The 23,312-nt window shown below is 44.2% G+C and carries 16 protein-coding genes and 1 rRNA gene; 14 read left to right on the forward strand and 3 right to left on the reverse strand.

Features of this window, described 5'->3' with window-relative positions; genetic code table 11:
* Window positions 1-38 precede the first annotated feature (38 nt).
* Window positions 39-1,142 (reverse strand): DNA replication/repair protein RecF, encoded by a 1,104-nt coding sequence (gene recF / locus ACYVC2_RS03375; protein WP_461100867.1) that lies wholly within the window; start codon window positions 1,140-1,142, stop codon window positions 39-41.
* Window positions 1,143-1,306: 164 nt separating this feature from the next.
* Here recF and pdhA point away from each other — a divergent pair, with 164 nt between their 5' ends.
* From pdhA to gldJ, 7 genes are all read left to right on the forward strand, one after another.
* Window positions 1,307-2,350, forward strand: a complete 1,044-nt coding sequence (gene pdhA / locus ACYVC2_RS03380; protein ID WP_461100868.1) for a pyruvate dehydrogenase (acetyl-transferring) E1 component subunit alpha — start codon at window positions 1,307-1,309, stop codon at window positions 2,348-2,350.
* Between the two features lie 152 nt (window positions 2,351-2,502).
* Entirely contained in the window at window positions 2,503-3,441 is a 939-nt protein-coding gene (locus ACYVC2_RS03385; RefSeq protein WP_461100869.1) for a ring-cleaving dioxygenase, read from the forward strand.
* Window positions 3,442-3,499: 58 nt separating this feature from the next.
* A complete protein-coding gene (locus ACYVC2_RS03390; RefSeq protein WP_461100870.1) occupies window positions 3,500-4,129 on the forward strand; it encodes an alpha/beta hydrolase in 630 nt (209 codons plus the stop codon).
* Window positions 4,130-4,163: 34 nt separating this feature from the next.
* The gene (locus ACYVC2_RS03395; protein ID WP_405516358.1) at window positions 4,164-4,460 is read left to right on the forward strand and encodes a muconolactone Delta-isomerase family protein; all 297 of its coding nucleotides are present in this window, start codon (window positions 4,164-4,166) and stop codon (window positions 4,458-4,460) included.
* Window positions 4,461-4,652: 192 nt separating this feature from the next.
* A complete protein-coding gene (locus tag ACYVC2_RS03400; protein ID WP_461100871.1) occupies window positions 4,653-5,102 on the forward strand; it encodes a barstar family protein in 450 nt (149 codons plus the stop codon).
* A gap of 103 nt (window positions 5,103-5,205) precedes the next feature.
* A complete protein-coding gene (gene mfd / locus ACYVC2_RS03405) occupies window positions 5,206-8,559 on the forward strand; it encodes a transcription-repair coupling factor (protein ID WP_461100872.1) in 3,354 nt (1,117 codons plus the stop codon).
* A gap of 39 nt (window positions 8,560-8,598) precedes the next feature.
* On the forward strand, window positions 8,599-9,855 hold the full coding sequence (gldJ, locus tag ACYVC2_RS03410) for a gliding motility lipoprotein GldJ (RefSeq protein ID WP_461100873.1): 1,257 nt from the start codon (window positions 8,599-8,601) through the stop codon (window positions 9,853-9,855).
* Between the two features lie 82 nt (window positions 9,856-9,937).
* Here gldJ and ACYVC2_RS03415 read toward each other — a convergent pair whose 3' ends face one another.
* Window positions 9,938-10,645, reverse strand: coding sequence for a ComF family protein (locus ACYVC2_RS03415; RefSeq protein WP_461100874.1), 708 nt, complete (start codon window positions 10,643-10,645; stop codon window positions 9,938-9,940).
* Window positions 10,646-10,711: 66 nt separating this feature from the next.
* Between ACYVC2_RS03415 and ACYVC2_RS03420 the strand changes: the two genes are divergently transcribed.
* The 5 genes from ACYVC2_RS03420 to ACYVC2_RS03440 all read left to right on the forward strand — a co-directional run bounded on the left by ACYVC2_RS03420 (window position 10,712) and on the right by ACYVC2_RS03440 (window position 19,643).
* Window positions 10,712-11,056, forward strand: coding sequence for a hypothetical protein (locus tag ACYVC2_RS03420; protein ID WP_461100875.1), 345 nt, complete (start codon window positions 10,712-10,714; stop codon window positions 11,054-11,056).
* Between the two features lie 19 nt (window positions 11,057-11,075).
* Entirely contained in the window at window positions 11,076-14,378 is a 3,303-nt protein-coding gene (locus tag ACYVC2_RS03425) for a DUF4175 family protein (protein WP_461100876.1), read from the forward strand.
* A gap of 151 nt (window positions 14,379-14,529) precedes the next feature.
* On the forward strand, window positions 14,530-16,392 hold the full coding sequence (mnmG, locus tag ACYVC2_RS03430) for a tRNA uridine-5-carboxymethylaminomethyl(34) synthesis enzyme MnmG (protein ID WP_461100890.1): 1,863 nt from the start codon (window positions 14,530-14,532) through the stop codon (window positions 16,390-16,392).
* A gap of 72 nt (window positions 16,393-16,464) precedes the next feature.
* Complete coding sequence (locus tag ACYVC2_RS03435; protein WP_461100877.1) at window positions 16,465-17,346, forward strand: class I SAM-dependent methyltransferase; 882 nt, start codon at window positions 16,465-16,467, stop codon at window positions 17,344-17,346.
* A 488-nt stretch (window positions 17,347-17,834) separates the two neighbouring features.
* Window positions 17,835-19,643 (forward strand): tetratricopeptide repeat protein, encoded by a 1,809-nt coding sequence (locus ACYVC2_RS03440; RefSeq protein WP_461100891.1) that lies wholly within the window; start codon window positions 17,835-17,837, stop codon window positions 19,641-19,643.
* A gap of 64 nt (window positions 19,644-19,707) precedes the next feature.
* On the opposite strand, the gene thrC is transcribed toward ACYVC2_RS03440, so the two are convergent.
* Window positions 19,708-21,015 (reverse strand): threonine synthase, encoded by a 1,308-nt coding sequence (gene thrC, locus ACYVC2_RS03445; protein WP_461100878.1) that lies wholly within the window; start codon window positions 21,013-21,015, stop codon window positions 19,708-19,710.
* A 225-nt stretch (window positions 21,016-21,240) separates the two neighbouring features.
* On the opposite strand from thrC, the gene pruA reads away from it, so the two are divergent.
* Together pruA and ACYVC2_RS03455 are read left to right on the forward strand one after the other, a co-directional pair.
* Complete coding sequence (gene pruA / locus ACYVC2_RS03450; protein WP_461100879.1) at window positions 21,241-22,872, forward strand: L-glutamate gamma-semialdehyde dehydrogenase; 1,632 nt, start codon at window positions 21,241-21,243, stop codon at window positions 22,870-22,872.
* A 341-nt stretch (window positions 22,873-23,213) separates the two neighbouring features.
* Window positions 23,214-23,312, forward strand: a 16S ribosomal RNA gene (locus ACYVC2_RS03455); the annotation flags it as partial.

The following is a 23,312-nucleotide window of genomic DNA, read 5'->3' on the forward strand; positions in this document are numbered from 1 at the left end:
GGAGTATAAATACGATCTGACTTACCTCATCATGCAGGCTAACTATGGCCAATATCGAAGAAGCGAACGTCGGCTTTGACCGAGTTAAGTAGCTCCCGCGTGCGTTCGGGTCGGGCGTCCGTTATGAAGAGTTGACCAAAAGCGCCTTCGTCCATACGCTGAATTAGCTTGCCAATGCGCTGGTCGTCCAGCTTGTCGAAGATATCGTCTAGCAGTAAAATAGGTTTTACGCCTTTTTCGGTTTGTAACGAGTCGAACTGTGCGAGTTTCAGTGCAATGACAAACGTTTTTTGCTGTCCCTGCGAGCCGAATTTTTTCAGTGGTACGGATTGATCGCTGCCGCTGCCAATCAGAAATGAGTAATCGTCTTTATGGATACCCATAGTTGTACGCTGCAGTACTGTGTCGCGCCGACGAAAGTGCCTAAACTCTTCGGCGAAGTCAGGAGCGCTTACTTCCGACTCATAGACAATATTCACTTCTTCGCGCTCGTCGCTCAGGTAAGCGTAGTGCGTACGAAAGCCCGGCAAAAACTCTTCGACAAATTGTTTCCGGCGGTCGTGTATTTTCTGACCCAGTTCGAGCAGCGGCTGGTCGTAGGTGTCCAGCATATCGTTGTCGACCTGGTTCCGTTCAGCAAACAGCTTGAGCAGGCTGTTTCGCTGTTTCAAGACCTGCTGATACATCAGGTAATTGCGTAGGTAATCGGCATCAAGTTGGGAAAGCACTCCGTCGAAAAAATGGCGACGATCTTCACTGTGTTCGCGAACCAGATCGGTATCATTCGGAGCAATCAGAACCACCGGAAACCGGCCTATGTGTTCGCTAATTCGTTCATACGGTTTTTTATCGGCCATCAACACCTTACGTTGTCCGCGCTGCAGGCTAATGGTAATCTGTACCGTACGCTCATTCTCCTCAAAAATACCGTCGATGATAAAGTAATCGGCATCGTGCAGAATACTCAGTGCATCTTGACTTTGAAAGGCACTTTTGCTGAGCGCCAGAAAATAAACGGCATCGAGCAGATTCGTTTTTCCGCTCCCGTTTGGCCCCACAATTACATTTATCTGCTGCCCAAATGCATACCGGCCGTCTTCGTAATTCTTAAAATTTGTCAGGCTAAGTTTTTCGAGGTGCATAGGTATAGCGTGTAACGCGATATTGCGTAATTTCGCGGCTGTCAATCGTTTGCTGGTCGACCAGCAATTGATATTGGCAACAAAGATATGGCCGGTTTGTTAGGTATACAGGCCTCGTAACTGATTGGCACAACGATTGCTGATTTTATCGAAATTCATTCCTCATGGCAAGCGTCAAAGAGAATTCCAAACAGAATGGTAAGGCTCCGGCAGCAGCAAAAACGCAGCACTCCAAAGAGCGGTATATGTACTGGTACGAATCCATGCAATTGCAGCGGAAATTCGAAGAAAAAGCCGGGCAACTCTATGGGCAGCAGAAAATCCGGGGATTTTGCCACCTTTATATTGGTCAGGAAGCCTGTTCTTCGGGTTCGTTTACAGCCCTGACAAAAGACGACAAATGGATAACTGCTTACCGTGATCACGGCATTCCGCTCGCGCTGGGTTCCGATCCGAAGGCCGTGATGGCCGAGTTGTTTGCGAAGCAAACGGGCTCATCGAAGGGTAAAGGAGGGTCTATGCACATCTTCGATAAGTCGGTCAATTTTATGGGTGGTCATGGCATCGTGGGGGCTCAGATTCCGATGGGAGCTGGCATTGCTTTCGCGGAAAAATACAATAAGACCCAAAACCTCTGCATCACGTTTATGGGCGATGGGGCTGTTCGGCAAGGTGCTTTACACGAGGCTTTCAACATGGCCATGCTCTGGAAACTACCCGTTATTTTCGTCGTAGAAAACAATGGGTATGCAATGGGTACTTCCGTAGCTCGTACATCTAACGTCACGGATCTATATACCCTGGCTGAAGCTTATGATATGCCTTCCGAACCCGTCGATGCCATGAGCGTCGAAGCGGTTCACGAAGCCGTTAGCCGGGCTGCCGAACGTGCACGCGCCGGCGAAGGCCCGACGTTCCTTGAATTCCGTACGTATCGGTACCGGGGCCATTCTATGTCGGATCCGCAAAAGTATCGTTCTAAAGACGAAGTAGAACAATATAAACAGCGTGACCCAGTCGAGCAGGTTAAAGACCATATTCTGAAACAGGGAATTGCTACGGAAGAAGAGCTTTCAGCTATCGACCAGAAAATAAAGGGTATCGTCGATGAGGCCGTCAAGTTTGCCGAAGAGTCGCCTTATCCTTCGGCCGATGAAGCGTTTAAAGACGTTTATATGCAACAGGATTACCCTTTCCTAATGGAGTAATCGATTATATGTATCAGTAAAAAGTCCGAATCTGAAGATTCGGACTTTTTTTTGTGTGAACGATTTTATAAATTTAAATGTATATACATCAAATGTATCTACATTTAAATTTAACAGTAAAACATTTTCACCCTTTAAGTCTTTTCAAAGCTATGGAAACGCTCGTAAATGGTCTTCACCACGTGACAACGATTGCCAGTGATACCCAACGAAATGTCGATTATTATACTGACATTCTTGGTTTACGGCTCGTTAAGAAAACAGTCAATTTTGATGCCCCCGATGTTTACCATCTTTATTATGGGAATGAGACAGGTTCACCCGGTACGATCCTGACCTTTTTTCCATACGGCAATTTACCCCGCGGTCGGAAAGGAGTGGGACAGTTGACTTACACGGCTTTTTCTGCACCTACTGCGTCGCTCAGCTTCTGGATGGATCGGCTTCATGAACGCAACATTCCCTATGCGGGTCCCTACAAACGGTTCTCGGAAACCTTTCTACGCTTCGAAGATTTCGATGGGATGGGTATCGAACTTGTCTTTACCGATGAGGATCAACGACTAGGTTGGGATAACGGCCGGATTCCGGCAGAGTTTGCTGTACGGGGTTTTCACACAGTTACATTGAACGAATCAAACCCTGATAAGACGATCAAGTTACTGACCGAGATCCTTCAGCATACGCTGGTAGGGGAGGAGGAAGGTCGTTTCCGGTTTAAAGCTGGTAAAGGCGGTTCTGGGAACTACGTCGATGTGTTGCACTCGCCGAAAGATGTACATGCCCTGCAGGGTGCCGGATCGGTCCACCACGTAGCTTTCTCGACGGATTCGGACGAAACTCAGTTAGTTCTTCAACATCAGTTAGCGGAATCGGGTTATCACGTGACGCCGGTGCAGGACCGTAATTATTTTAACAGTATCTACTTCCGCGAACCGGGTGGAATTCTGTTCGAAGTAGCGACAAATCCTCCGGGGTTTGCTGTCGACGAACCTGTTGCTGAATTAGGAACCGCGCTGAAATTGCCCCCGCAGTATGAACCTCGTCGGGCTAAAATCGAAGCAGAACTTCCTGCTATCATCCTTAAATAAATAATGTGGGTGAAACCCTTTTATCGACTGATAGATGGGTTTTCATCCATGCTCAGGCATGATACACAATCCTAACAATATACGTACGGCTGGAAAGCCGCTGGAAGAAGCGACCAAAGTGATGGTGATGGTTCACGGTCGGGGTGGTTCGGCGCGAGATATACTGTCGATTTCCGAGTACATCCAGGACAAAGAATTTGCCTTTGTTGCACCCGAGGCTCACGGCAACACCTGGTATCCTCATTCCTTTTTACGACCCACCGAAGAAAATGAGCCTTATCTATCCTCGGCATTGGGTGTACTCGCAAGTCTGCGGGGTCGTCTGCAGGCTGATTTCAATTTCAAATTACCGCAGATTTACTGGTTAGGTTTTTCGCAGGGTGCCTGTCTAATGCTTGAATTTATCGCTCAACATGCGGCCGAATATGGCGGTGTTTTTGGGCTGAGTGGTGGACTGATCGGACCGCCATCTACACCTCGGCTTTACGAAGGCTCCTTGCTCAACACGCCTGTTTTTTTAGGCTGTAGCGATCGTGATCCGCACGTACCGAAAGAGCGGGTATTGGAATCAGAGTCGGTGTTTCAGGCGATGGGCGCTAAGGTCACTGCAAAGTTATATCCAAATTTTCCGCACACGATTAACGAAGATGAACTAAACATTGTTAATTTGCTGATAGCCGGAGCCTAATTAGCTCTTACCTGGATATTTAACAGCAATGCCTATGAGCCAGTATATGGTTGAGTTTGACCTGCCGGCCGTGATGGATGAAGGGTTCGAAAATCGAATTCCCGCTCAGCGGCTCAAAGTAGAAGAATTGATGGAGAAAGGTTTTCTGTTATCCTACTCGCTTTCTGTAGATCGACAAAAGCTTTGGTGCATTTTTAAAGCCGATTCGGAACTTGAAGTGATGGAGTCGATTTCAGAATTTCCGCTCATAAAATACATGACTCCAATGATTACCGAGTTAATGTTTCATAACATGATCGCGGCTCGAATACCTCTCTTTTCACTTAATTAAATTAGTAGAAAAAGCCCTCATTATTGAGGGCTTTTTTATTGGTGTAAATTGTATTTTTGCACGAACCACCTATTTGTGTATCCATATGTCACCAGGAGTAAACTGGTTACATAAGATCGTAACTTGTTGATTCTCAATTTTCACGTGAAACATCTCAACTTAGTCAAATATCATTTAATTTATAATTAATACATGACACCAAACGTGCTGATATGCCAATCGGAAAGCGAGTTAGAAGTCCATTTTGCGAACGATTTCATTGTTCATATCGATGGAAAAAGAGCAACAACGCTTCGAATATTTTACGAGGAAATGGCGGAGCTGCTTGAATTTCCAGCCACCTTCGGGTTCACGTTAGAGGACTTGAACGACTGTCTGAACGATCTGCAATGGCTAGAAGACGAACGGATAATCTTTTACTTTACGAACTCCGGTGAGCTGATTTCCAGGGAGCGTGATCCGGCTAAAGTGGGAAATGTGCTAAGTATTTTAGAAGCAGCGGCAGAGGACTGGAAGTGGGTAGAAGAGGAAGAAAACATCGACAAAAAAGAACTGATCTTAGTTTTTGAAGACAGCCCCCGCATTCGTAAATTACTCGACACAGAGGCCATCGACTATGGGTCAATATCAGCCTTGAAATAAGTTTCCAACGCAACAAATTTCAAAAGCCTGCTGTTACCCATACGTGCCGTTGGAGGATGACTTCTAGCGGCTTTTCGTGTTTGACAAACAACCTGAACTTCATTTGAAACCGGAAGAATTGCTTGGCCTTTATGCCGACGATAGTTTTATAAAATTGCTTGCTGAACCCTTCAACCGAAAGCAAGCTACGGAACCGCAGCGGTTACAGGTGAAGGGATTGGCGGGCAGTCTGGATGCAGTGTTAGCCGCTACGATTTTTAAATCAGTCGGGGGTAACCATCTATATATTCTAACCGACCGTGACGAAGCGGCTTACTTCTTCAATGATCTACAAAACCTACTGGGTCGGGAAGTGCTTCTGTTTCCCATGTCGTATAAAAAACCGTATCAGTACGAAGAGGTAGAAAACGCCAATGTACTAATGCGGGCCGAAGTGCTCAACAAACTGAACCCCGCTCCTAAAGACGGCTTATTGATGGTGACGTACCCAGAAGCACTGTCGGAAAAAGTAATCAATAAGCGATCGCTGCAGGCCAATACATTGACCATTCGCGTGGGCGAAAAACTAGATACGCATTTCGTTTCGGAGTTATTACAGACTTACGAATTTGAGAAGACGGATTTTGTCTACGAGGCAGGTCAGTTTTCCGTACGTGGGGGAATTATCGACGTCTTTTCGTTCGCCAGCGAATACCCGTTCCGGATCGATTTGTTCGATGATGAAGTCGAGAGTATCCGAAAATTCAATCCAGAATCGCAACTTTCGACTGATCCAGTTGAGTTTATAAATATTATTCCGAACATCCAGACAAAACTTGTCGAGGAAACCCGCGAACCGTTTTTCAACTTTCTGCCTGGAGCAACGACGATATGGGCCAAAGACATCGAGTTCTCGCTGGAGATCATCGAGAAATGCTATGAAAAGGCCGAGCAAAGTTTTAGTACTGTTGTCGCCAATAGCGGGGGTATTCAGGTTGTTTCAGACCCGGGGTTACTATTCGAGACGCGCCGTACGTTCCTCAACGAACTGAAGCCATTTCGAACCGTTGAGTTTGGCCGCAAATTCTACTTCAAGACTGACGCTCGGCAACAATATAATGCCAAACCTCAGCCTTCTTTCAACAAAGATTTTAAGCGACTCGTAGAAACGCTTGGCGACAACCAGGCTAAAGGGTACACGAATATCATCGCGGCCGAATCGTTCAAACAACTGGACCGTTTACGAACAATTTTCGAAGAGCTGGATCCATTTATAAAGTTTCAGCCGATGAATATCGGGTTGCGAGAAGGGTTCGTTGATGAAGCTTTGAAGATCGCCTGCTTTACTGACCACCAAATTTTTGATCGCTATTATAAATATCGTGTTCAGGACAAATTCTCAAAGTCGAAAGCACTAACGCTTCGTGAGCTAAAAACGCTTCAGCCGGGCGATTACGTTACGCATGTTGATTACGGTATTGGGCGATTTGCGGGCCTTGAGAAGGTAGACCACGCTGGCAACCTCCAGGAAGCCATCCGGCTTATCTACCGCGATAACGACATTCTGCTTGTCAGTATCCATAGTTTACATAAGATCGCCAAATACAGCGGCCGTGAGGGCGGTCCACCGGTGATGAGTAAACTGGGCACGCAGGAATGGGAGCAGAAGAAATCGCGAATTCGAAAACAGGTCAAAGAAATTGCCCGCGAATTGATCGCGCTTTACGCCAAACGTAGAACGGCGCCTGGTTATGCATACAGCCGCGACAGTTTTCTGCAGGCTGAATTAGAATCATCTTTTATCTACGAAGACACCCCGGATCAGGCTAAAGCGACCAACGACGTAAAAGACGATATGGAGCGCCCACACCCGATGGATCGGCTGGTCTGTGGCGACGTAGGCTTTGGAAAAACCGAAGTTGCCATTCGGGCGGCTTTCAAGGCCGTAGCAGATAACAAGCAGGTAGCCGTGCTTGTCCCTACGACTATTCTGGCTATGCAGCATTTCAAAACTTTCAGTGACCGCATGGCCGACTTTCCGGTAAAGATCGAATACATCAATCGATTTCGTACGGCGGCTCAGATCAAAGAAATTCTGAAAGGAGTGGCCTCGGGCGAAATTGGCATTCTGATCGGGACCCATCGGATTGTCAATAAAGACATCAAGTTTAAGGATTTAGGTCTGCTGGTTATTGATGAAGAGCAGAAGTTCGGTGTGAAAACTAAAGACCGATTAAAAGAAATGCGGGTCGAAGTAGACGTGCTGACACTGACGGCTACGCCTATTCCGCGCACCCTGCATTTCTCGCTTATGGGAGCCCGAGACTTATCGGTAATTGCTACCCCTCCGCCAAATCGACAGCCTGTTACAACCGAAGTCCATGCCTACAACGAAGCGACAATTCGAGATGCCATCAGTAATGAAGTCCGACGGGGCGGACAGGTATTCTTTGTGCACAACCGTATCAATGATATTGAGTCGATCGGGAATCTGATCATGCGTCTGGTACCGGAGGCTCGGGTGGGTGTTGCTCATGGACAGATGGAAGGCGACCGTTTAGAGCGGATGATGACCCGATTTATCGAAGGTGAGTACGATGTGTTGATCTCAACAAACATTATCGAATCGGGGCTGGATATACCGAATGCCAATACGATTATCATAAACAACGCTCATTACTTCGGGCTGTCCGATCTCCACCAGATGCGTGGAAGGGTAGGGCGATCTAACCGGAAAGCATTCTGCTACTTGTTGACGCCCCCGCCCTCAGTACTGACCGCCGATGCCCGTAAGCGGCTGCAAACGCTCGAAGATTTCTCTGACTTGGGCGAAGGGTTTAAAATTGCCATGCGAGATTTGGATATTCGGGGAGCGGGTAATCTGCTGGGTGCCGAACAGAGCGGTTTCATAAATGACCTCGGCTTCGAAATGTACCATAAAGTGCTGGACGAAGCAGTGCAGGAATTGCGTGAAAATGAGTTCAAAGATTTGTTCGAAACAAAACCGGGCGAACTAAAACTGGCCCTTCCCGATACGGTTATCGAGACCGATCTACAGGTTGTAATACCGGAGCGTTATGTTGCCAATATATCGGAAAGACTAGCGTTATATACACGCCTGGACAGCCTGCAAAACAATGAGGAATTACAGTCCTTTCGGCAGGAGATTCTGGACCGGTTCGGACCTATGCCCGAAGAGGTTGGGAATTTGATTAAAATGGTCAATGTCCGCTGGAAAGCAGAACGTTTATATCTTGAAAAACTGACGCTTAAGAATAATATCCTAAAAGGATACTTCGTTTCTAACGGGAACGACGACTTCTTCAAGTCCGACCAATTTGGTAAGGTAATCGACTACATCAAACGTAACCCAACCAAATGTTCGCTGAAAGAGTCCAAGGGACGCCCCATTTTTACTCATACCGATGTATATTCTGTTGAACAATTGGATGAAATATTGGGAGCGATGACAATTTAATAACGATTTTTGCACCTACGTTTTACACAAAATAGAGCAATGATTCAAAAGTATCACCTGCAACGAGCGGCTTATGTGCTGCTGGCAACGGCGGCCCTGGCATCCTGTAAGTCCAAGCACCCGACCAGTGTGCAGCCTGGCAAGAAGAGTACGGCGACGGGGATTGCTTACAACCAGAAAGACGGTTTCCAGGTTAAAAAATTTGCTGGGCAGAAAGCAGGCCCAAACCTCGTTTTCATTGAAGGCGGTCGTTTCACGATGGGTGCCCTCGAAGAAGATGTCATGAATAGCCGCGACAACCGTGAGCGGACCGTTTCAATTCAGTCATTTTATATGGACGAAACCGAAATGGCCAACGTCCATTACCTCGAATACTTGAATGCTATTTCTCGTGATTCGTCGGAAGAAGTGGTTAAAGCTGCCCTACCGGATACGACTGTTTGGGCGAATCCACTTTCATTTAATGACTCTTACGTAACCCAGTATCTCCGTTATCCTGCTTTCCGCTACTATCCTGTTGTGGGTGTATCCTGGGTTCAGGCAAGCGACTACGCGGTTTGGCGATCCAATGCGGTAAATAATGAACTGGCAAAAGGAGGAGCCCCTAAGAAGAAAGGAGGAGGTTTCTCGTTGAAGCGAAAATCAAAAGCGGCCGAAGAACCTGCACTTGCTGAAGCATCAGCTGCTCCAGCCAAGCCAAGTCTTGAGAGTGGTATGATTTTACCTGACTATCGGCTTCCAACGGAAGCAGAATGGGAATATGCGGCCAAAGCATTGATAGGTACTCAGTACATGGACGAAAACCAAATCAACCAGCGGATATATCCGTGGGATGGTTCGTCGGTTCGTAATCCGAAAAAAGGACGTAAGCAAGGTCAAATGCTGGCCAACTTCAAACGCGGTCGTGGTGACTATGCAGGTATTGCTGGCCGGTCGAATGACGGGGCTATTATTACGGCTGAGATATACGCTTATCCGGCAAATGACTTCGGTCTGTATAACATGGCTGGAAACGTCAACGAATGGGTTTATGACGTGTATCGTCCGTTATCTTATCAGGACGTGAACGACTTAAACCCAATTCGTCGGAACGGCTATCTGGATGAATCGAAGAACTATGACACCAAGAACAAGCAGTCTTTGATTGATGACAAGCTGCGGGTTTATAAAGGAGGTTCCTGGAATGACGTAGCTTACTGGCTTTCGCCTGGCACACGCCGGTTCCTGGATCAGGACTCAGCCACTGCCATGATTGGCTTCCGTTGCGCAATGATTGGTGTCGGTCGTAATAAATAGAAATTGAGCAAAATAAAAACGATCACTCAGCAATGGGTGATCGTTTTTATTTTGCTCGAAACACGTTTAATAACTGGTGTACCTATTTCGTAACGGCCAATGTAACAATGCTTACGGATTTGCAACCTGAGTTGAATAATTCCAGCGCACAAGCTTCCAATGTTGCTCCAGTAGTCAATACGTCATCGACAAGCATAACATTTTTGTCTTTTATAATGTCGGGGCTCGACACAGCGAATACCGTTTTTACATTTTCCCAGCGTTCCAAACGACTTTTGCGCGTTTGAGACGATTTGAATTGAGTTCGTATCAGCACGTCCTTTCGACACTGCACATCGAGCACTTCGGATAGCCCTTCAGCAATCCAGTCCGCCTGGTTATAGCCCCGCTGCAACAAGCGGCTTTCGTGCAACGGAACACCGATAATCACGTCTATTTCTTTGCTTAGGCAGCTCTCCGTTTTCAACTGAGAGCCGTACCAGCTAGCAATCTCTTTTGCAGCTTCTTTCTGATTTTTGTACTTGATTGCATGAATTAGTTTTTGAACAATTCCGCCTTTGGTAAAGTAAGCGTAAGACACTAAGAATCGGATAGATAGCCGTCCGGCAAACTTATTAAGTACAAGCCGATCATTTGCTTCAAGATGTTGTCCTGTCTCAGGTAGATTGACCCGGCAATGAACGCAAAGAATTTTTTCATTAGCACTCAGTATTTGATTACATCCCAGGCATAAAGACGGGAATAGTAGCTCAATAAAATCAACCAGTAGCATTTTGATAAATCGAAACATACCAATTGTTCGTTAAATAACCGTAAATCGTTGTAATTTAGAGAGAAGTAAAATTCAAAAAACGTTGTGGAAGAAAAAAGTATAAATAAATCCTGGGAAGAGTTACTTAATCAGTTACAGACACTGGTTGGTAAGCGACCGGCGGACTTAAATGCCGTTTTGTTTTTAATAGGTGTGCAAGAATTAGGCACAGGGCCTAAACGTTTTTCAAAGGAAGCTAAACAGGATTTAATGCATATAGCCGTCTGTCAGGTCTTGAGTCAGGATGGCTATTACAAACTTGAAGGACATGACAAAGACGGCTGGCCCCAATATTTACAACTTAAGCCAGTTCCACACGGTGATCTTTTAGCTCAGGAAAATTTTTTAAAACAGTATGTAATTCAGTATTTCGAAAACCTCTTGGTTTAACTTTTTAGACCTGAATTCTATGCAATCATCAACTGCTTATTCAACGTTACTTCAACGTATTGACGAGTATAAAAAACGTTACTTCCAGAACCAGTTGGTGAAAGGCAGTCTTTTTTTTATAGCTCTGCTTGGTACCGGATACCTGTTGATCAACACGGCTGAGTTTATTGGTCGTTTCAATACCATAGGCCGGGGCGCACTATTCTTTGGTTTTATAATCAGTATTCTAGCCGGATTGTATCTCTTGATTATTCGACCACTGATGAGTTTATATGGGCTCAGTAGACCTCTCTCGAACGATGAAGCTGCCCGGCAAATCGGTACTTTTTTTCCTGAAGTAGGAGATAAGCTACTAAACACTTTACAGCTCCAGCGAATATCATCGGATCAAAGTGATTTGCTTCAGGCCAGCCTTAATCAGCGGTCACAACAACTGCTCATCAATCGGTTTGCGAGTGCCATTCAGATCAGTCGTAACCGACAGTTCTTAAAATATGCCATTCCTCCGCTGGCCTTAATTCTACTGATTCTAATCCTTAACCCAGCCTTTTTTGCAAAGTCGTCGACCCGACTTGTTCATTATAATGAAGAGTTTGTTGATGAAGCTCCTTTTCAATTTGTAGTCCAGAATAAGTCGTTGAAGGCGTTCCGAAACGAAGACTTCCCATTGTCTGTCAAGCTAACGGGTAGTGCTCTTCCACAGGCTGTTTATGTGGTGGCTAACGGTACCCGGTTCAAATTAGACCAGGCAGGTGATCGGTTTAATTATACCTTCGATAATCTTCAGCGCGATTTGAATTTTCATCTGGAAGCAGCCGGATATAATTCATCAAGTTATAAAGTGCAATTGATTGATCGACCAGCCGTTTTATCCTTTAACGTCAGGCTCGTTTACCCGGCTTATCTGAACAAGCCTACCGAACAGCTTTCTAATGTAGGCAATCTACTGGTTCCACAGGGAACAGTCGTAAACTGGGAGTTTGCTGCCGATCATACTGACTCACTCTTATTGCGTTTTAATACCGACCCCAAGCCAGTTTCTGCTCGATTAATTGATAATAACACTTTTGCGCTGAACCGCCGGGTAATGCAAAATTCCTTGTATACAGTATCTCTAAAGAACGAACAGATTGCATCCCCTTCGGTAATTCAATACAATGTTCAGGTGATTCCTGATCGCTTTCCGCAAATTTCAGTCGATCGAATTCAGGACACTGTTACCTACAACTACATTGCTTTATCGGGACTTGTATCGGATGATTACGGTTTTTCAAAGCTCCGTCTGAATTATAAAATCACTCGTAATGGTAAGGCTTCTCCCCAATACAGCCGTGATATTCCGGTCAACCGATCCACCACGAGCCAGAACTTTATTTATAACTGGTCACTCGATAGCTTAAGGCTTGGTCAGGAAGATCGGCTTGAATATTTTGTTCAGGTTTGGGATAATGATGGGGTAAATGGTCCAAAGTCCAGTCGCTCCAATCAGCTAAATTTTGTCGTGCCTTCGAATGCTGAAATTCAGGAACAAGTCAGCAAATCAGCGGAGAAGACGGAGCAGCAAATTGACAATGCACTTAGTAAGACGCAGGCCATCAAGAAGGAGTTGAGTCAGTTGGAAGACCGTATGCGTACTAAAAAATCTTCCGATTTTCAGGACAAAAAACAACTCCAGGATATCTTACAAAAGCGTGAAGAGCTACTCAAAGAAATTCAAAAACTGCAGGAGCAGTTCCAGCAAACCAACGATACACAACAGCGGTTTGCCGAGAAAAATCAGGCCATGCAGGACAAATTGGAACAACTTAAAAAGTTGTTCAATGACCTGCTTGATCCTGAATCAAAGCAGTTGTATGAACAGCTCAAACAGTTGCTGGAGCGCAAACAAGATGAGAAAGCGTCGGACATGCTCGATAAGCTTAGTCGGAAAGAACGTAATCTGGAACGAGATCTGGACCGCGCTCTAAAGCTATTTAAACAAATGCAGTTGGAGCAGAAGGTTAACAACATCGCTGAGAATCTTGAGAAACAAGCCGAAAATCTAGAAAAGCAGGCTGAAGAAAATTCAAAGCAAAATGAAACATCTCAGGATCAGCAAAAAGCGCAGGAAAAGTCACAGGAAGATTTTAAAAACACGCAGGAACAACTTAAAGAACTAGAAAAGCAAGCAGAGAAAGAAGACCTCAATAAACCTGAACCCTCGGAAAATGAGCAGCAGGATATTGAAAACAACATGCAGGAAGCTACCAAGAATATGAAGAATAATCAGGGTAAGCAAGCTTCCTCAAAACAGCAAAAATCGGCCAAGTCTATGCGGCAGATGAGCAAATCGATGAAAGAATCCATGCAATCTTCTGAAATGCAGGAGATGCAGGAAAACATGGATGATCTGCGTAATATCCTTGATAACTTGATAACCCTATCATTTGGTCAGGAACGTGTTATGAAAGATTTTCGTGGGATGAGTTTACAGGATCCTCGTGTAACGAAGCTTTCTCAGGAGCAGCTCAAGCTTCAGGATGATGCAAAAATTATAGAAGACAGTCTAAACGCTTTAGCTAGCCGGGTGGTACAAATCCAGTCGTTCGTAACCCGCGAGCTTACGAATATGAAGTCCTATATGGACGAAAGTGTTCAGCAACTCCGGGATAGACGCTTGAGTATGGCTTCTTCTAAGCAGCAGTTTGCTATGACATCGATTAACAATCTTGCCTTAATGCTAAGCGATGTATTGAAGAATATGCAGCAACAGATGAACGCGATGGCTATGCCCGGTAAGGGAAAAGGTAGCAAGAAAGGCGACAATCCAAGTGGCGTAGGCGAAATGCAAAAGCAATTGAATGGCAAAATGCAGGAACTTCAGAAAGGAGGTAAATCGGGTAGGGGGCTTTCTGAGGAATTGTCTCAGATGGCGGCCGAACAGGCTATGATCCGACAAATGCTTAAGAAGCTTGAAGAAAATGCAAAAGGTACAGAGACTGGTAAGCAACAGGAAAAGCAAATTAAAGATTTAATGGAAAAAATGGATGAATCTGAAACCGACTTAGTCAACAAACGCGTCAATCAGAATCTCATCAATCGGCAGAACGAAATTCTAACCCGTTTACTCGAATCTGAAAAAGCCCTTAAACAACAGGAAGAAGACCCTAAGCGGCAAGCTGAAACAGCGAAATCGAGTAAGCACAGTACTCCTCCTTTCTTTGATTCTGTGAATCTCCAGAACAAAACTAAACAAGTTGAAGTACTTCGGTCGGTTACGCCTAACTACAATTTATTCTATAAGAAAGAAGCGAACCAATATTTGCAACGAGTGAGTAAATAAGAGCTCGTTTTTATTTAACCGCTGATCTGGCACAAAGGTCAGCGGTTTTTTGTTGGCTAATTATCACACTCCACGAGGTTTTAACTTTTCATCAACTTTCAACAATTTTGTGAAAAGTTTCCACGTGAAACATTTTTCAAAATCATTAGAAATGCATTCCAATTACGATGTCATAGTAGTAGGCGCCGGACATGCTGGCTGTGAAGCCGCACATGCTGCAGCAAGAATGGGATCGCGTATTCTGCTTATTACAATGAATATGCAAACAATAGCCCAAATGTCCTGTAATCCAGCTATGGGTGGGGTGGCCAAAGGGCAAATAGTACGGGAAATCGATGCCCTCGGAGGGATGTCCGGTATTATCAGCGATAAAAGCATGATTCAATTTCGGATGCTAAATCGGTCAAAAGGACCAGCCATGTGGAGCCCAAGATGCCAGAGTGATCGAAACCAGTTTGCATGGGAATGGCGTAAGACACTAGAAGAGAATAGAAATATTGATTTTTGGCAGGATACAGTTAATGAAATCATTATAAAGAAAGGCCAGGTTGTCGGTGTAAAAACAAATCTGGGCGTCGAGTTCTCTGCAAAAGCAGTTGTACTGACAAACGGGACTTTCCTTAATGGCCAAATGTTTATCGGTGAAAAAGTCTTTGGTGGAGGTAGAACGGCTGAGCGGGCTGCTACAGGATTGACTGAACAGCTTGTCCAGTTAGGCTTCGAAGCCGGACGTATGAAAACAGGAACGCCACCTCGTGTCGATGGACGTAGTTTGAATTATGAGGTTATGGAAGAACAGTTAGGCGATGAAAATCCTGGAAAATTTTCTTATACAAATACTCCCGCACTAACAACTCAACGTAGCTGCTGGATTACTTATACTAACCAAGCCGTACACAATGAATTAAAAAAAGGATTTGAAAAATCGCCCATGTTCACGGGTCGTATCAAAGGTTTAGGGCCACGGTATTGCCCATCTGTGGAGGATAAGATAAATCGGTTTGCGGATAAAGATCGTCACCAAATATTTGTCGAGCCCGAAGGATGGGATACCGTAGAAGTGTATGTAAACGGTTTTTCAACATCGCTGCCAGAAATGGTACAATACAATGCACTGCGCAAGATTCCAGGTTTCGAAAATGTAAGAATGTTTCGCCCAGGTTATGCAGTTGAGTATGACTTTTTTCCGCCGACGCAGTTAAAGCCAACCCTTGAAACCCAATTGATCAAAAATCTTTTTTTCGCCGGTCAGATCAATGGAACTACAGGCTATGAAGAAGCTGCCTGCCAAGGATTAATCGCAGGAATAAACGCACATAGAAATGCGATTGACGAAGCCGAATTCACGATCAAACGATCTGAAGGCTATATTGGAGTACTGATTGACGATCTAATAACTAAAGGTACAGAGGAACCCTATCGTATGTTTACCTCTCGAGCTGAATACCGAACGTTGTTAAGACAGGATAATGCCGATTTGCGGCTTACTGAGAAAGGATATGGAATCGGCTTAGCTTCTCAGGAACGATATGAAGCGATGCTTGAAAAACGAAATGGAGCCAATCAATTAACAGAATCGATTAGACAAGCGAAAGTTAAGCCCGAAGAGATTAACGACTGGCTTACCCTTAAAGGAAGTGCTCTTTTGCGTGAAAAAGGGAGTTTATATACCTTACTAAAACGTCCTGAAATAGGGTTAAATGACATGACAGCTCTACTATCACTTGTGCCAAACGTTCCTGATGGGGTAGGGGAGGAGGTAATTGAGCAGACAGTTATTGAAATAAAATACGAAGATTATTTAAATCGGGAGAAACAGACTGCAGAGAAACTGGACAAATGGGAAAACCTCTCCATAAATCCTACATTCGATTATGATCGATTAAAAGCCCTTTCATTTGAAGGAAAAGAAAAATTGAAACGGTTACGCCCGTCAACTATTGGCCAGGCTTCGCGTATTAGTGGGGTAAGCCCATCGGACGTTTCAATTTTATTAGTTTATATGGGTCGATAAGGTATCTACCTTAGCCCATAACCTTAAACTAGGTTATGGGCTTTTATTTTTTATTAAACTCTAACATCTATTTTGGAAACCGTAAGCAACTGCCCTGTTTGTAACAATACATCATTCTTACCATTTCTAATCTGTAAGGATTATCTGGTAAGCAATCAGGATTTTAGCATACAAGTGTGCCAACAATGTGGTTTCCGTCTGACAAATCCTCGTCCAGATGCTAATTCAATAGGGCAGTATTACCAATCAGAGCAGTACATTTCCCACAATGATGAAAGTAAGGGTTTAGTCAACACGGCTTATAAACTGGTGCGAAATTACACGCTCCGATCCAAGCTAGGTTTGATCAACGAGCTTAACAAGGGTAAGGGCCGTATATTAGATGTTGGAAGCGGGACGGGTGCCTTTTTAGAAGTCTGTAAAAAAGGCGGATGGGAGGTAATGGGTATGGAACCTGATAATGACGCCAGAGCCATCGCACAAAGCAAGTTGGGTATCGAGCTTAAACCTAATTTAAGCGCTGTAGCTAGGTCTCATGCTTATGATATCATAACACTCTGGCATGTACTTGAACATATACCTGATTTAAACGAATCGATAACCCAACTAAATAAGTTGCTGGCAAGTAAAGGCCATCTATTAATTGCAGTACCAAATTCTAATTCATACGATGCTCGCTACTTTAAACAATATTGGGCCGCTTATGATGTGCCTCGTCATTTGTACCATTTTACACCCACCACAGTTGAACCACTCTTCAAGAAACATGGCTTCGCGTTGATGCAGAAAAGGCCAATGGTTTTCGACGCTTTTTACATTGCTATGTTAAGCACTCGCTATCAAACTGGTAAAACCGACTATGTTAAGAGCGTGCAAATCGGTTTAACTTCTAATAATGAAGCAAAACATACTGGTGATTCATCCAGCTTGATATACATCTTTAAGAAGGCATAGATATTGTACTGATTGTACGTAAAGTGAGCGCCTTTTGATTAGATAAGTAAAAGGTCAATTCTAAATTAAAAAAGTGAAAATTTTATGTGAATAACCTTGTGTATAACTATGGCATGTTCGTGGAAAATCTGTTGACATGGTATCGATAGAGTGTGGAAGAATGAATAAGTAATCCACAGTGCCTAGCAAGGTTAAAGTTTTTGTGGAGAAACGGCAACATATCACGATCAGTTCCACAGTTTTTCCCCAGCAGAAATTGTGCACAGAAATTATTAACAAATCCACAAGTGTTGAACTCCCCAATTGTGGATAATATGTTATTAACTTAAAAATGAATGATTTACAAGTGGATAACTAAAGCTTTACAGGAGATTAGTATTGTCTTTTTATCCACAATTGTTAAATTGAAAAGTGAACAACTTAATTGTACACATTTCCACACCGCTAATGATTATAATAACGTTTCTTTAAAAAAGCTTTTATATAAAATGTTAATAAGGTCAAACGTCATTATCGCGTTGCTGTGGCTTTCATCGGTCGGATTGGCATGGGGGCAGGTCGGATCAACGCTGGCCGAAGAATATTATAAAGCTGGTGAGTTTGAAAAAGCGGCTAATGAATACGCCAAGCTTTTGAAGACCGATGTAAACTGGACTAAGCTTTCACGGTATGTGTACAGTTTACAAAAAAGCAATAAAACGGAAGAGGCCATCAAATACCTCCGCAAGCAACAGCGGACCGATGAACCAAATAGAGCCTACTATGAATTGTTGACTGGGCAACTAGCTTCACAGCAGGGAGACACCACACAAGCAAAAGTGCAATATACAGCTGCGCTACAAGCCAGTAAATCATCAGTACCTAAGCTCGAAAGAATCGCAGCAGCCTTTAACGAAGCAGGAGAGGCTCGCTGGGCGATTCGGGCGCTTGAATCGGCACGTGAGGTCGGCAAAGAGCCAACGGCTTACAGTGAGGATTTAATGGCCCTCTATCGGGCGACAGGCCAAACGGAAAAGTCCATTGATGAAATAATCACGACCAGCAAACAATCAGATAAAAAAGAAACGGTATTAGCCGCTTTGCAGGGGTATATCAACACAAAGGATGAACCCCTGGTAGAGAAAGCTCTATACAGCAAGATTCAGCAGGAGCCGAATGAACTTGCTTATAATGAACTATTGATTTGGTATTTTGTACAGAAACAGAAATTCAGCCGGGCACTCTTACAGGAAAAAGCTACCGATAAACGATTGAAGCTGAATGGTAGTCGCGTGTATGACTTAGGAATGCTGGCTATGAATAACAAAGAGTACAAAACAGCTGCTGAAGCATTTGAATACGTCACCAGCACTTACCCACAAGGGCAACTGTACCCATTTGCTCGTCGGTTAGTAATTAACGCACGAGAAGAGCAGGTAAAAAACACGTATCCGGTAGATAAAGCAGAAATCCGTAAGCTAATTAGCGATTATCAGCGGATGCTACAGGAAATCGGGACCAATGGCAAGACATTAGAAGCCCTCCGTAGTACGGCTAATCTGTACGGAAATTACCTGGATAGTAAAGACACAGCGCTCACGGTGCTGGATCAGGCCATTGAGTTGGGTAAAGCAGACAAAAATTTTGTCGATCGGTGCAAACTCGATAAAGGTGATATTTATCTGCTGAAAGGTGAGCCCTGGGAATCTACATTGCTTTATTCGCAGGTAGAAAAATCGCAGAAAGAGGAATTACTAGGGTATGAAGCTAAGCTGAAGAACGCTAAACTACAGTATTTCAAAGGCAGCTTCGTGGCAGCTAAAGATATACTGGATGTACTCAAACTGGCAACATCGCGAGAAATAGCGAATGATGCTGAGCAGTTAAGTTTACTGATTGTGGATAATACGGGTATGGATAGCACAGAAGCGGCCATGCGCTGGTATGCCGATACGGAATTATTACTTTTCCAGAATAAGACCGACGAAGCTGTGGATAACCTTAACCAAATGTTGAAAAAATACGCCGATCACAGTATTGTCGATGAAGTTCTTTGGTTACGGGCAAACACATACCTTAAGCAGGGCAAAACTGCTGAAGCACTCGAAGATCTAAAAAAGATAGTCGCTAGCTACCCAAATGACATTCTGGGTGACGATGCTATGTTCACTCAGGGAAAAATTTACGAAGAACGACTAAAAGATAAACAAGCGGCAATGGACGCGTATCAGAAAGTGCTGACTCAATATCCAGGAAGTATTTTCGGTGCTGAAGCACGCAAACGATTCCGCGCGCTGCGAGGAGACACAGTGAACTAGTTATCCAGTAATTATCCACAAAAAAGCGCTGATTAAATTGTAGCGCTTTTTTTGTGGATAACTTTTACACAGTAGCTAATAAAGATTCTTTAAAGGCTTCATAATCAGCAGGTATCACGGTACTTTGCTTCGGCCTATTGGCTAAAATGGCAAGTCGTTCGGGAACAACCACTGGCTTTTCTAACACTTCTTCCACAAGAGAGTTGAATTTTGATGGATGAGCAGTAGCTAAAGCAATACCAGTTACGTTCTGTTCAGAAGCGTGCAGATAAGCTTGCAAACCCATAATGCCTATAGCTGTATGAGGGCAAGCTTCGTAATCATACAATTCATAAATACGTTTCATGCCGGCTCTAGTTGCTTCATCGTCATAGAAGTAGCCAGAAACATTTGCCCGAAAACGATGATAATCGTCGCCATAAAGATGCTTCAATCGCACAAAGTTGCTTGGATTGCCTACATCCATGGCATTCGATATGGTAGAAATTGAGGCTTGGGGCGAATAAATGCCCGTTTCAAGATAAGAAGGGACAACATGATTACTGTTTGTTGCAGCCACAAAATGAGAAATAGGTAATCCCATCTGCTGAACTAAAGCACCCGCGCTGAGATTACCGAAATTGCCGCTGGGTGTAGAAAACACAACCGGTTTTCCATATTTTTTTACCTGTCCATAAGCCCGAACGTAATAAAATCCCTGCGGTATTAGCCGAAAAATATTGATAGAATTAGCCGAAGACAGCGACAGTTGGGTATTTAAATCCCGATCGACAAATGCCTGCTTGACAATGGCCTGACAATCGTCAAAAGAGCCATTCACTTCAAATGCCTGTACATTACCACCTAGAGTAGTCAGTTGTTTTTCCTGTAACTCACTGACCCGCCCACTAGGATAAAGAATAGACACCCGAACTCCTGGTACATTATGGAAACCCATAGCAACCGCGCCCCCAGTATCGCCCGACGTCGCAACCAAAATGTTGACTTCCTGATCGCTTTGTGCAGAAAAATAGGACATTAACGCGGCCATATATCTGGCTCCGACATCTTTAAAAGCCAGCGAAGGTCCATGGAAAAGTTCTAGTACATTCGTTCGTCCAGTTTCCAGATTTACAACAGGGGTATCGAAAGGGAACGCTAGGTGGGTAATCTCTTCCAGATTAGCGTCACTGATTTCTGAACCGAATAGCTCTTTACTGAGGGCAAATCCAATATCTGCCAAGGACAGAGTAGAAATGGCATTGAAGAAGTCGGCTCCCAACACGGGTAAAGGCGTTGGCATGTACAATCCTTTATCCGCTGGCATACTACGAAAGAGAGCCTCTTCGGCAGAAACGGTGTTGTGCGGGCTATTTGTACTGTAAAATCGCATAAGCTAAATAAAAATCAGAATGCAAAATACGCTAAATCAGCCCAATGATTTGAAAGGAGGAACCTACAATTGTGGAAAACAATTGTACAAGAGTGGATAAATGTGGATTAGTGGATAAATAAGCCAATCCATAAATTTGCACACTATAAAACTTCACATCAAACAACGCAGGCAACGGTATTCGACACGATTGGTCATAATTCAGGCTGCGTAAATAGAAACAATATGTCTTTAGGAATCTTCAATGTGCCTACACCGACGAATGAGCCGGTGAAAGAATATCGTCCCGGTTCAGCAGAACGGCAAGCTGTAAAAAAAGCTCTTTTTGAATTTCGGGAAAAGGAAACTGATATTCCGATGTATATCGGCGGGGTAGAAGTACGTACTGAACGAAAATTGCGCATTGCACCACCGCATGACCACCAGCATACACTTGGTTATTTCTACGAAGGTGATGCGCAACACGTAAATCAGGCTATCGAGGCTGCTTTATCGGCAAAAAAAGCGTGGGCTAGTTTACCTTGGGAATATCGGGCAAGCATATTTTTAAAAGCAGCCGACTTGATAGCTGGCCCCTACCGGGCTCGCATCAACGCTGCAACGATGCTCGGCCAATCTAAAAATGCGTATCAGGCTGAAATCGATTCGGCTTGTGAGTTGATCGATTTCCTGCGGTTCAATGTCCATTATGCTGACGAAATTTATCGTCAACAGCCTAACTCATCACCAGGTGTATGGAACCGGACCGAATACCGCCCCCTGGAAGGGTTTGTTTTTGCACTGACCCCCTTCAATTTTACGGCTATAGCCGGCAATTTGCCAACATCGGCTGCCCTCATGGGTAATACCGTGATCTGGAAGCCTGCTTATACCCAAGTGTTATCGGCAAAAGTGATCATGGAGGTATTAATAGAGGCAGGCTTACCGGCGGGTGTAATCAACTTAATTTACGTTGATGGACCAGTTGCAGGAGACATTATTTTTACCCATCCAGATTTTGCCGGTATCCATTTTACAGGCAGTACAGGGGTATTTCAGCAAATATGGAGTACAATTGGCGCGAATATCCACAAATACAAAAGTTATCCACGAATCGTGGGGGAAACAGGAGGAAAAGACTTTGTCCTAGTTCACGAATCAGCTAATGTCGATGAAGTAGCTATTGGCCTGGTTCGAGGAGCTTTTGAATATCAGGGGCAGAAGTGCTCGGCCGCTTCAAGAGCGTACATACCGTCGATATTATGGCCATTGATCGAGAAAAAGATTAAAGAATGCCTGGCCGAGATTAAAATGGGCGGGACGGAAGAGTTCGGTAATTTTATCAATGCAGTAATTGATGAACGCGCTTTTAGGAAAATAACGGCCTACATCGACGAGGCAAAAAGAAGTGATCAGGTGAAGGTTATTGCAGGCGGAAATTACGACAGCACGAAAGGGTATTTCATTGAACCGACTGTATTGCAGGTAACTGATCCAGCTTATCGAACCATGTGTGAAGAAATTTTTGGACCTGTTCTTTCGGTTTACATATATGAGCCAGCGGAATGGGATAAAATCGTTGAAGTGGTCGATACGACCTCACCATATGCACTTACGGGTTCAATCTTTGCAAAAGATCGATATATCGTGTCCGAGCTAACCCATAGATTACAAAACGCAGCCGGTAATTTTTATATAAATGACAAACCCACAGGAGCTGTGGTTGGCCAGCAGCCTTTCGGGGGCGCCCGTGCATCAGGAACAAATGACAAAGCTGGTTCTGCGCTTAATCTATTCCGCTGGGTTTCAGCCAGAACAATCAAAGAAACGTTTGTTCCGCCTAAGCACTATGATTACCCATTTTTACAGAGCGAATAATTCCTTTAAAAAAAGTTTGAGGCATTGCTTGCGATAAGTTACAGATTTGTATAATTTTGCACTCCCAAATCGAAGGAAAGGTGTGAGAGATAGGTCAAAGGCTTATTTATCAGCTAGTTGGTTTGGGGAAAAAGTAAAAGAGAAGAAAAATTATTTTTAACTTTTACTTGACACGGAAAAAAGAGAGTCGTACCTTTGCACTCCCAAATATAATAAAGGCCAACAACGGTTGGCCGCCATCTCGAAAGAGAGACAGTTCTTTGACGTTTTGACATCAATAGGTTAGCACTAAACAAGGCTATAAACACCGAGATTGGTTTCGGCTGATCTCACAATTATTTACGATGGAGAGTTTGATCCTGGCTCAGGATGAACGCTAGCGGCAGGCCTAATACATGCAAGTCGAACGGTCCTTTCGGGGATAGTGGCAAACGGGTGCG

It is taken from the genome of Spirosoma koreense, from assembly GCF_054777875.1.

Excerpts from the sequence above, each read along its gene's own strand:
- recF (WP_461100867.1), bottom strand. The coding sequence starts at position 1,142 with ATGCACCTCGAAAAACTTAGCCTGACAAATTTTAAGAATTACGAAGAC.
- pdhA (WP_461100868.1), top strand. The coding sequence starts at position 1,307 with ATGGCAAGCGTCAAAGAGAATTCCAAACAGAATGGTAAGGCTCCGGCA.
- ACYVC2_RS03385 (WP_461100869.1), top strand. The coding sequence starts at position 2,503 with ATGGAAACGCTCGTAAATGGTCTTCACCACGTGACAACGATTGCCAGT.
- ACYVC2_RS03390 (WP_461100870.1), top strand. The coding sequence starts at position 3,500 with ATGATACACAATCCTAACAATATACGTACGGCTGGAAAGCCGCTGGAA.
- ACYVC2_RS03395 (WP_405516358.1), top strand. The coding sequence starts at position 4,164 with ATGAGCCAGTATATGGTTGAGTTTGACCTGCCGGCCGTGATGGATGAA.
- ACYVC2_RS03400 (WP_461100871.1), top strand. The coding sequence starts at position 4,653 with ATGACACCAAACGTGCTGATATGCCAATCGGAAAGCGAGTTAGAAGTC.
- gldJ (WP_461100873.1), top strand. The coding sequence starts at position 8,599 with ATGATTCAAAAGTATCACCTGCAACGAGCGGCTTATGTGCTGCTGGCA.
- ACYVC2_RS03415 (WP_461100874.1), bottom strand. The coding sequence starts at position 10,645 with ATGTTTCGATTTATCAAAATGCTACTGGTTGATTTTATTGAGCTACTA.
- ACYVC2_RS03425 (WP_461100876.1), top strand. The coding sequence starts at position 11,076 with ATGCAATCATCAACTGCTTATTCAACGTTACTTCAACGTATTGACGAG.
- mnmG (WP_461100890.1), top strand. The coding sequence starts at position 14,530 with ATGCATTCCAATTACGATGTCATAGTAGTAGGCGCCGGACATGCTGGC.
- ACYVC2_RS03440 (WP_461100891.1), top strand. The coding sequence starts at position 17,835 with ATGTTAATAAGGTCAAACGTCATTATCGCGTTGCTGTGGCTTTCATCG.
- thrC (WP_461100878.1), bottom strand. The coding sequence starts at position 21,015 with ATGCGATTTTACAGTACAAATAGCCCGCACAACACCGTTTCTGCCGAA.
- pruA (WP_461100879.1), top strand. The coding sequence starts at position 21,241 with ATGTCTTTAGGAATCTTCAATGTGCCTACACCGACGAATGAGCCGGTG.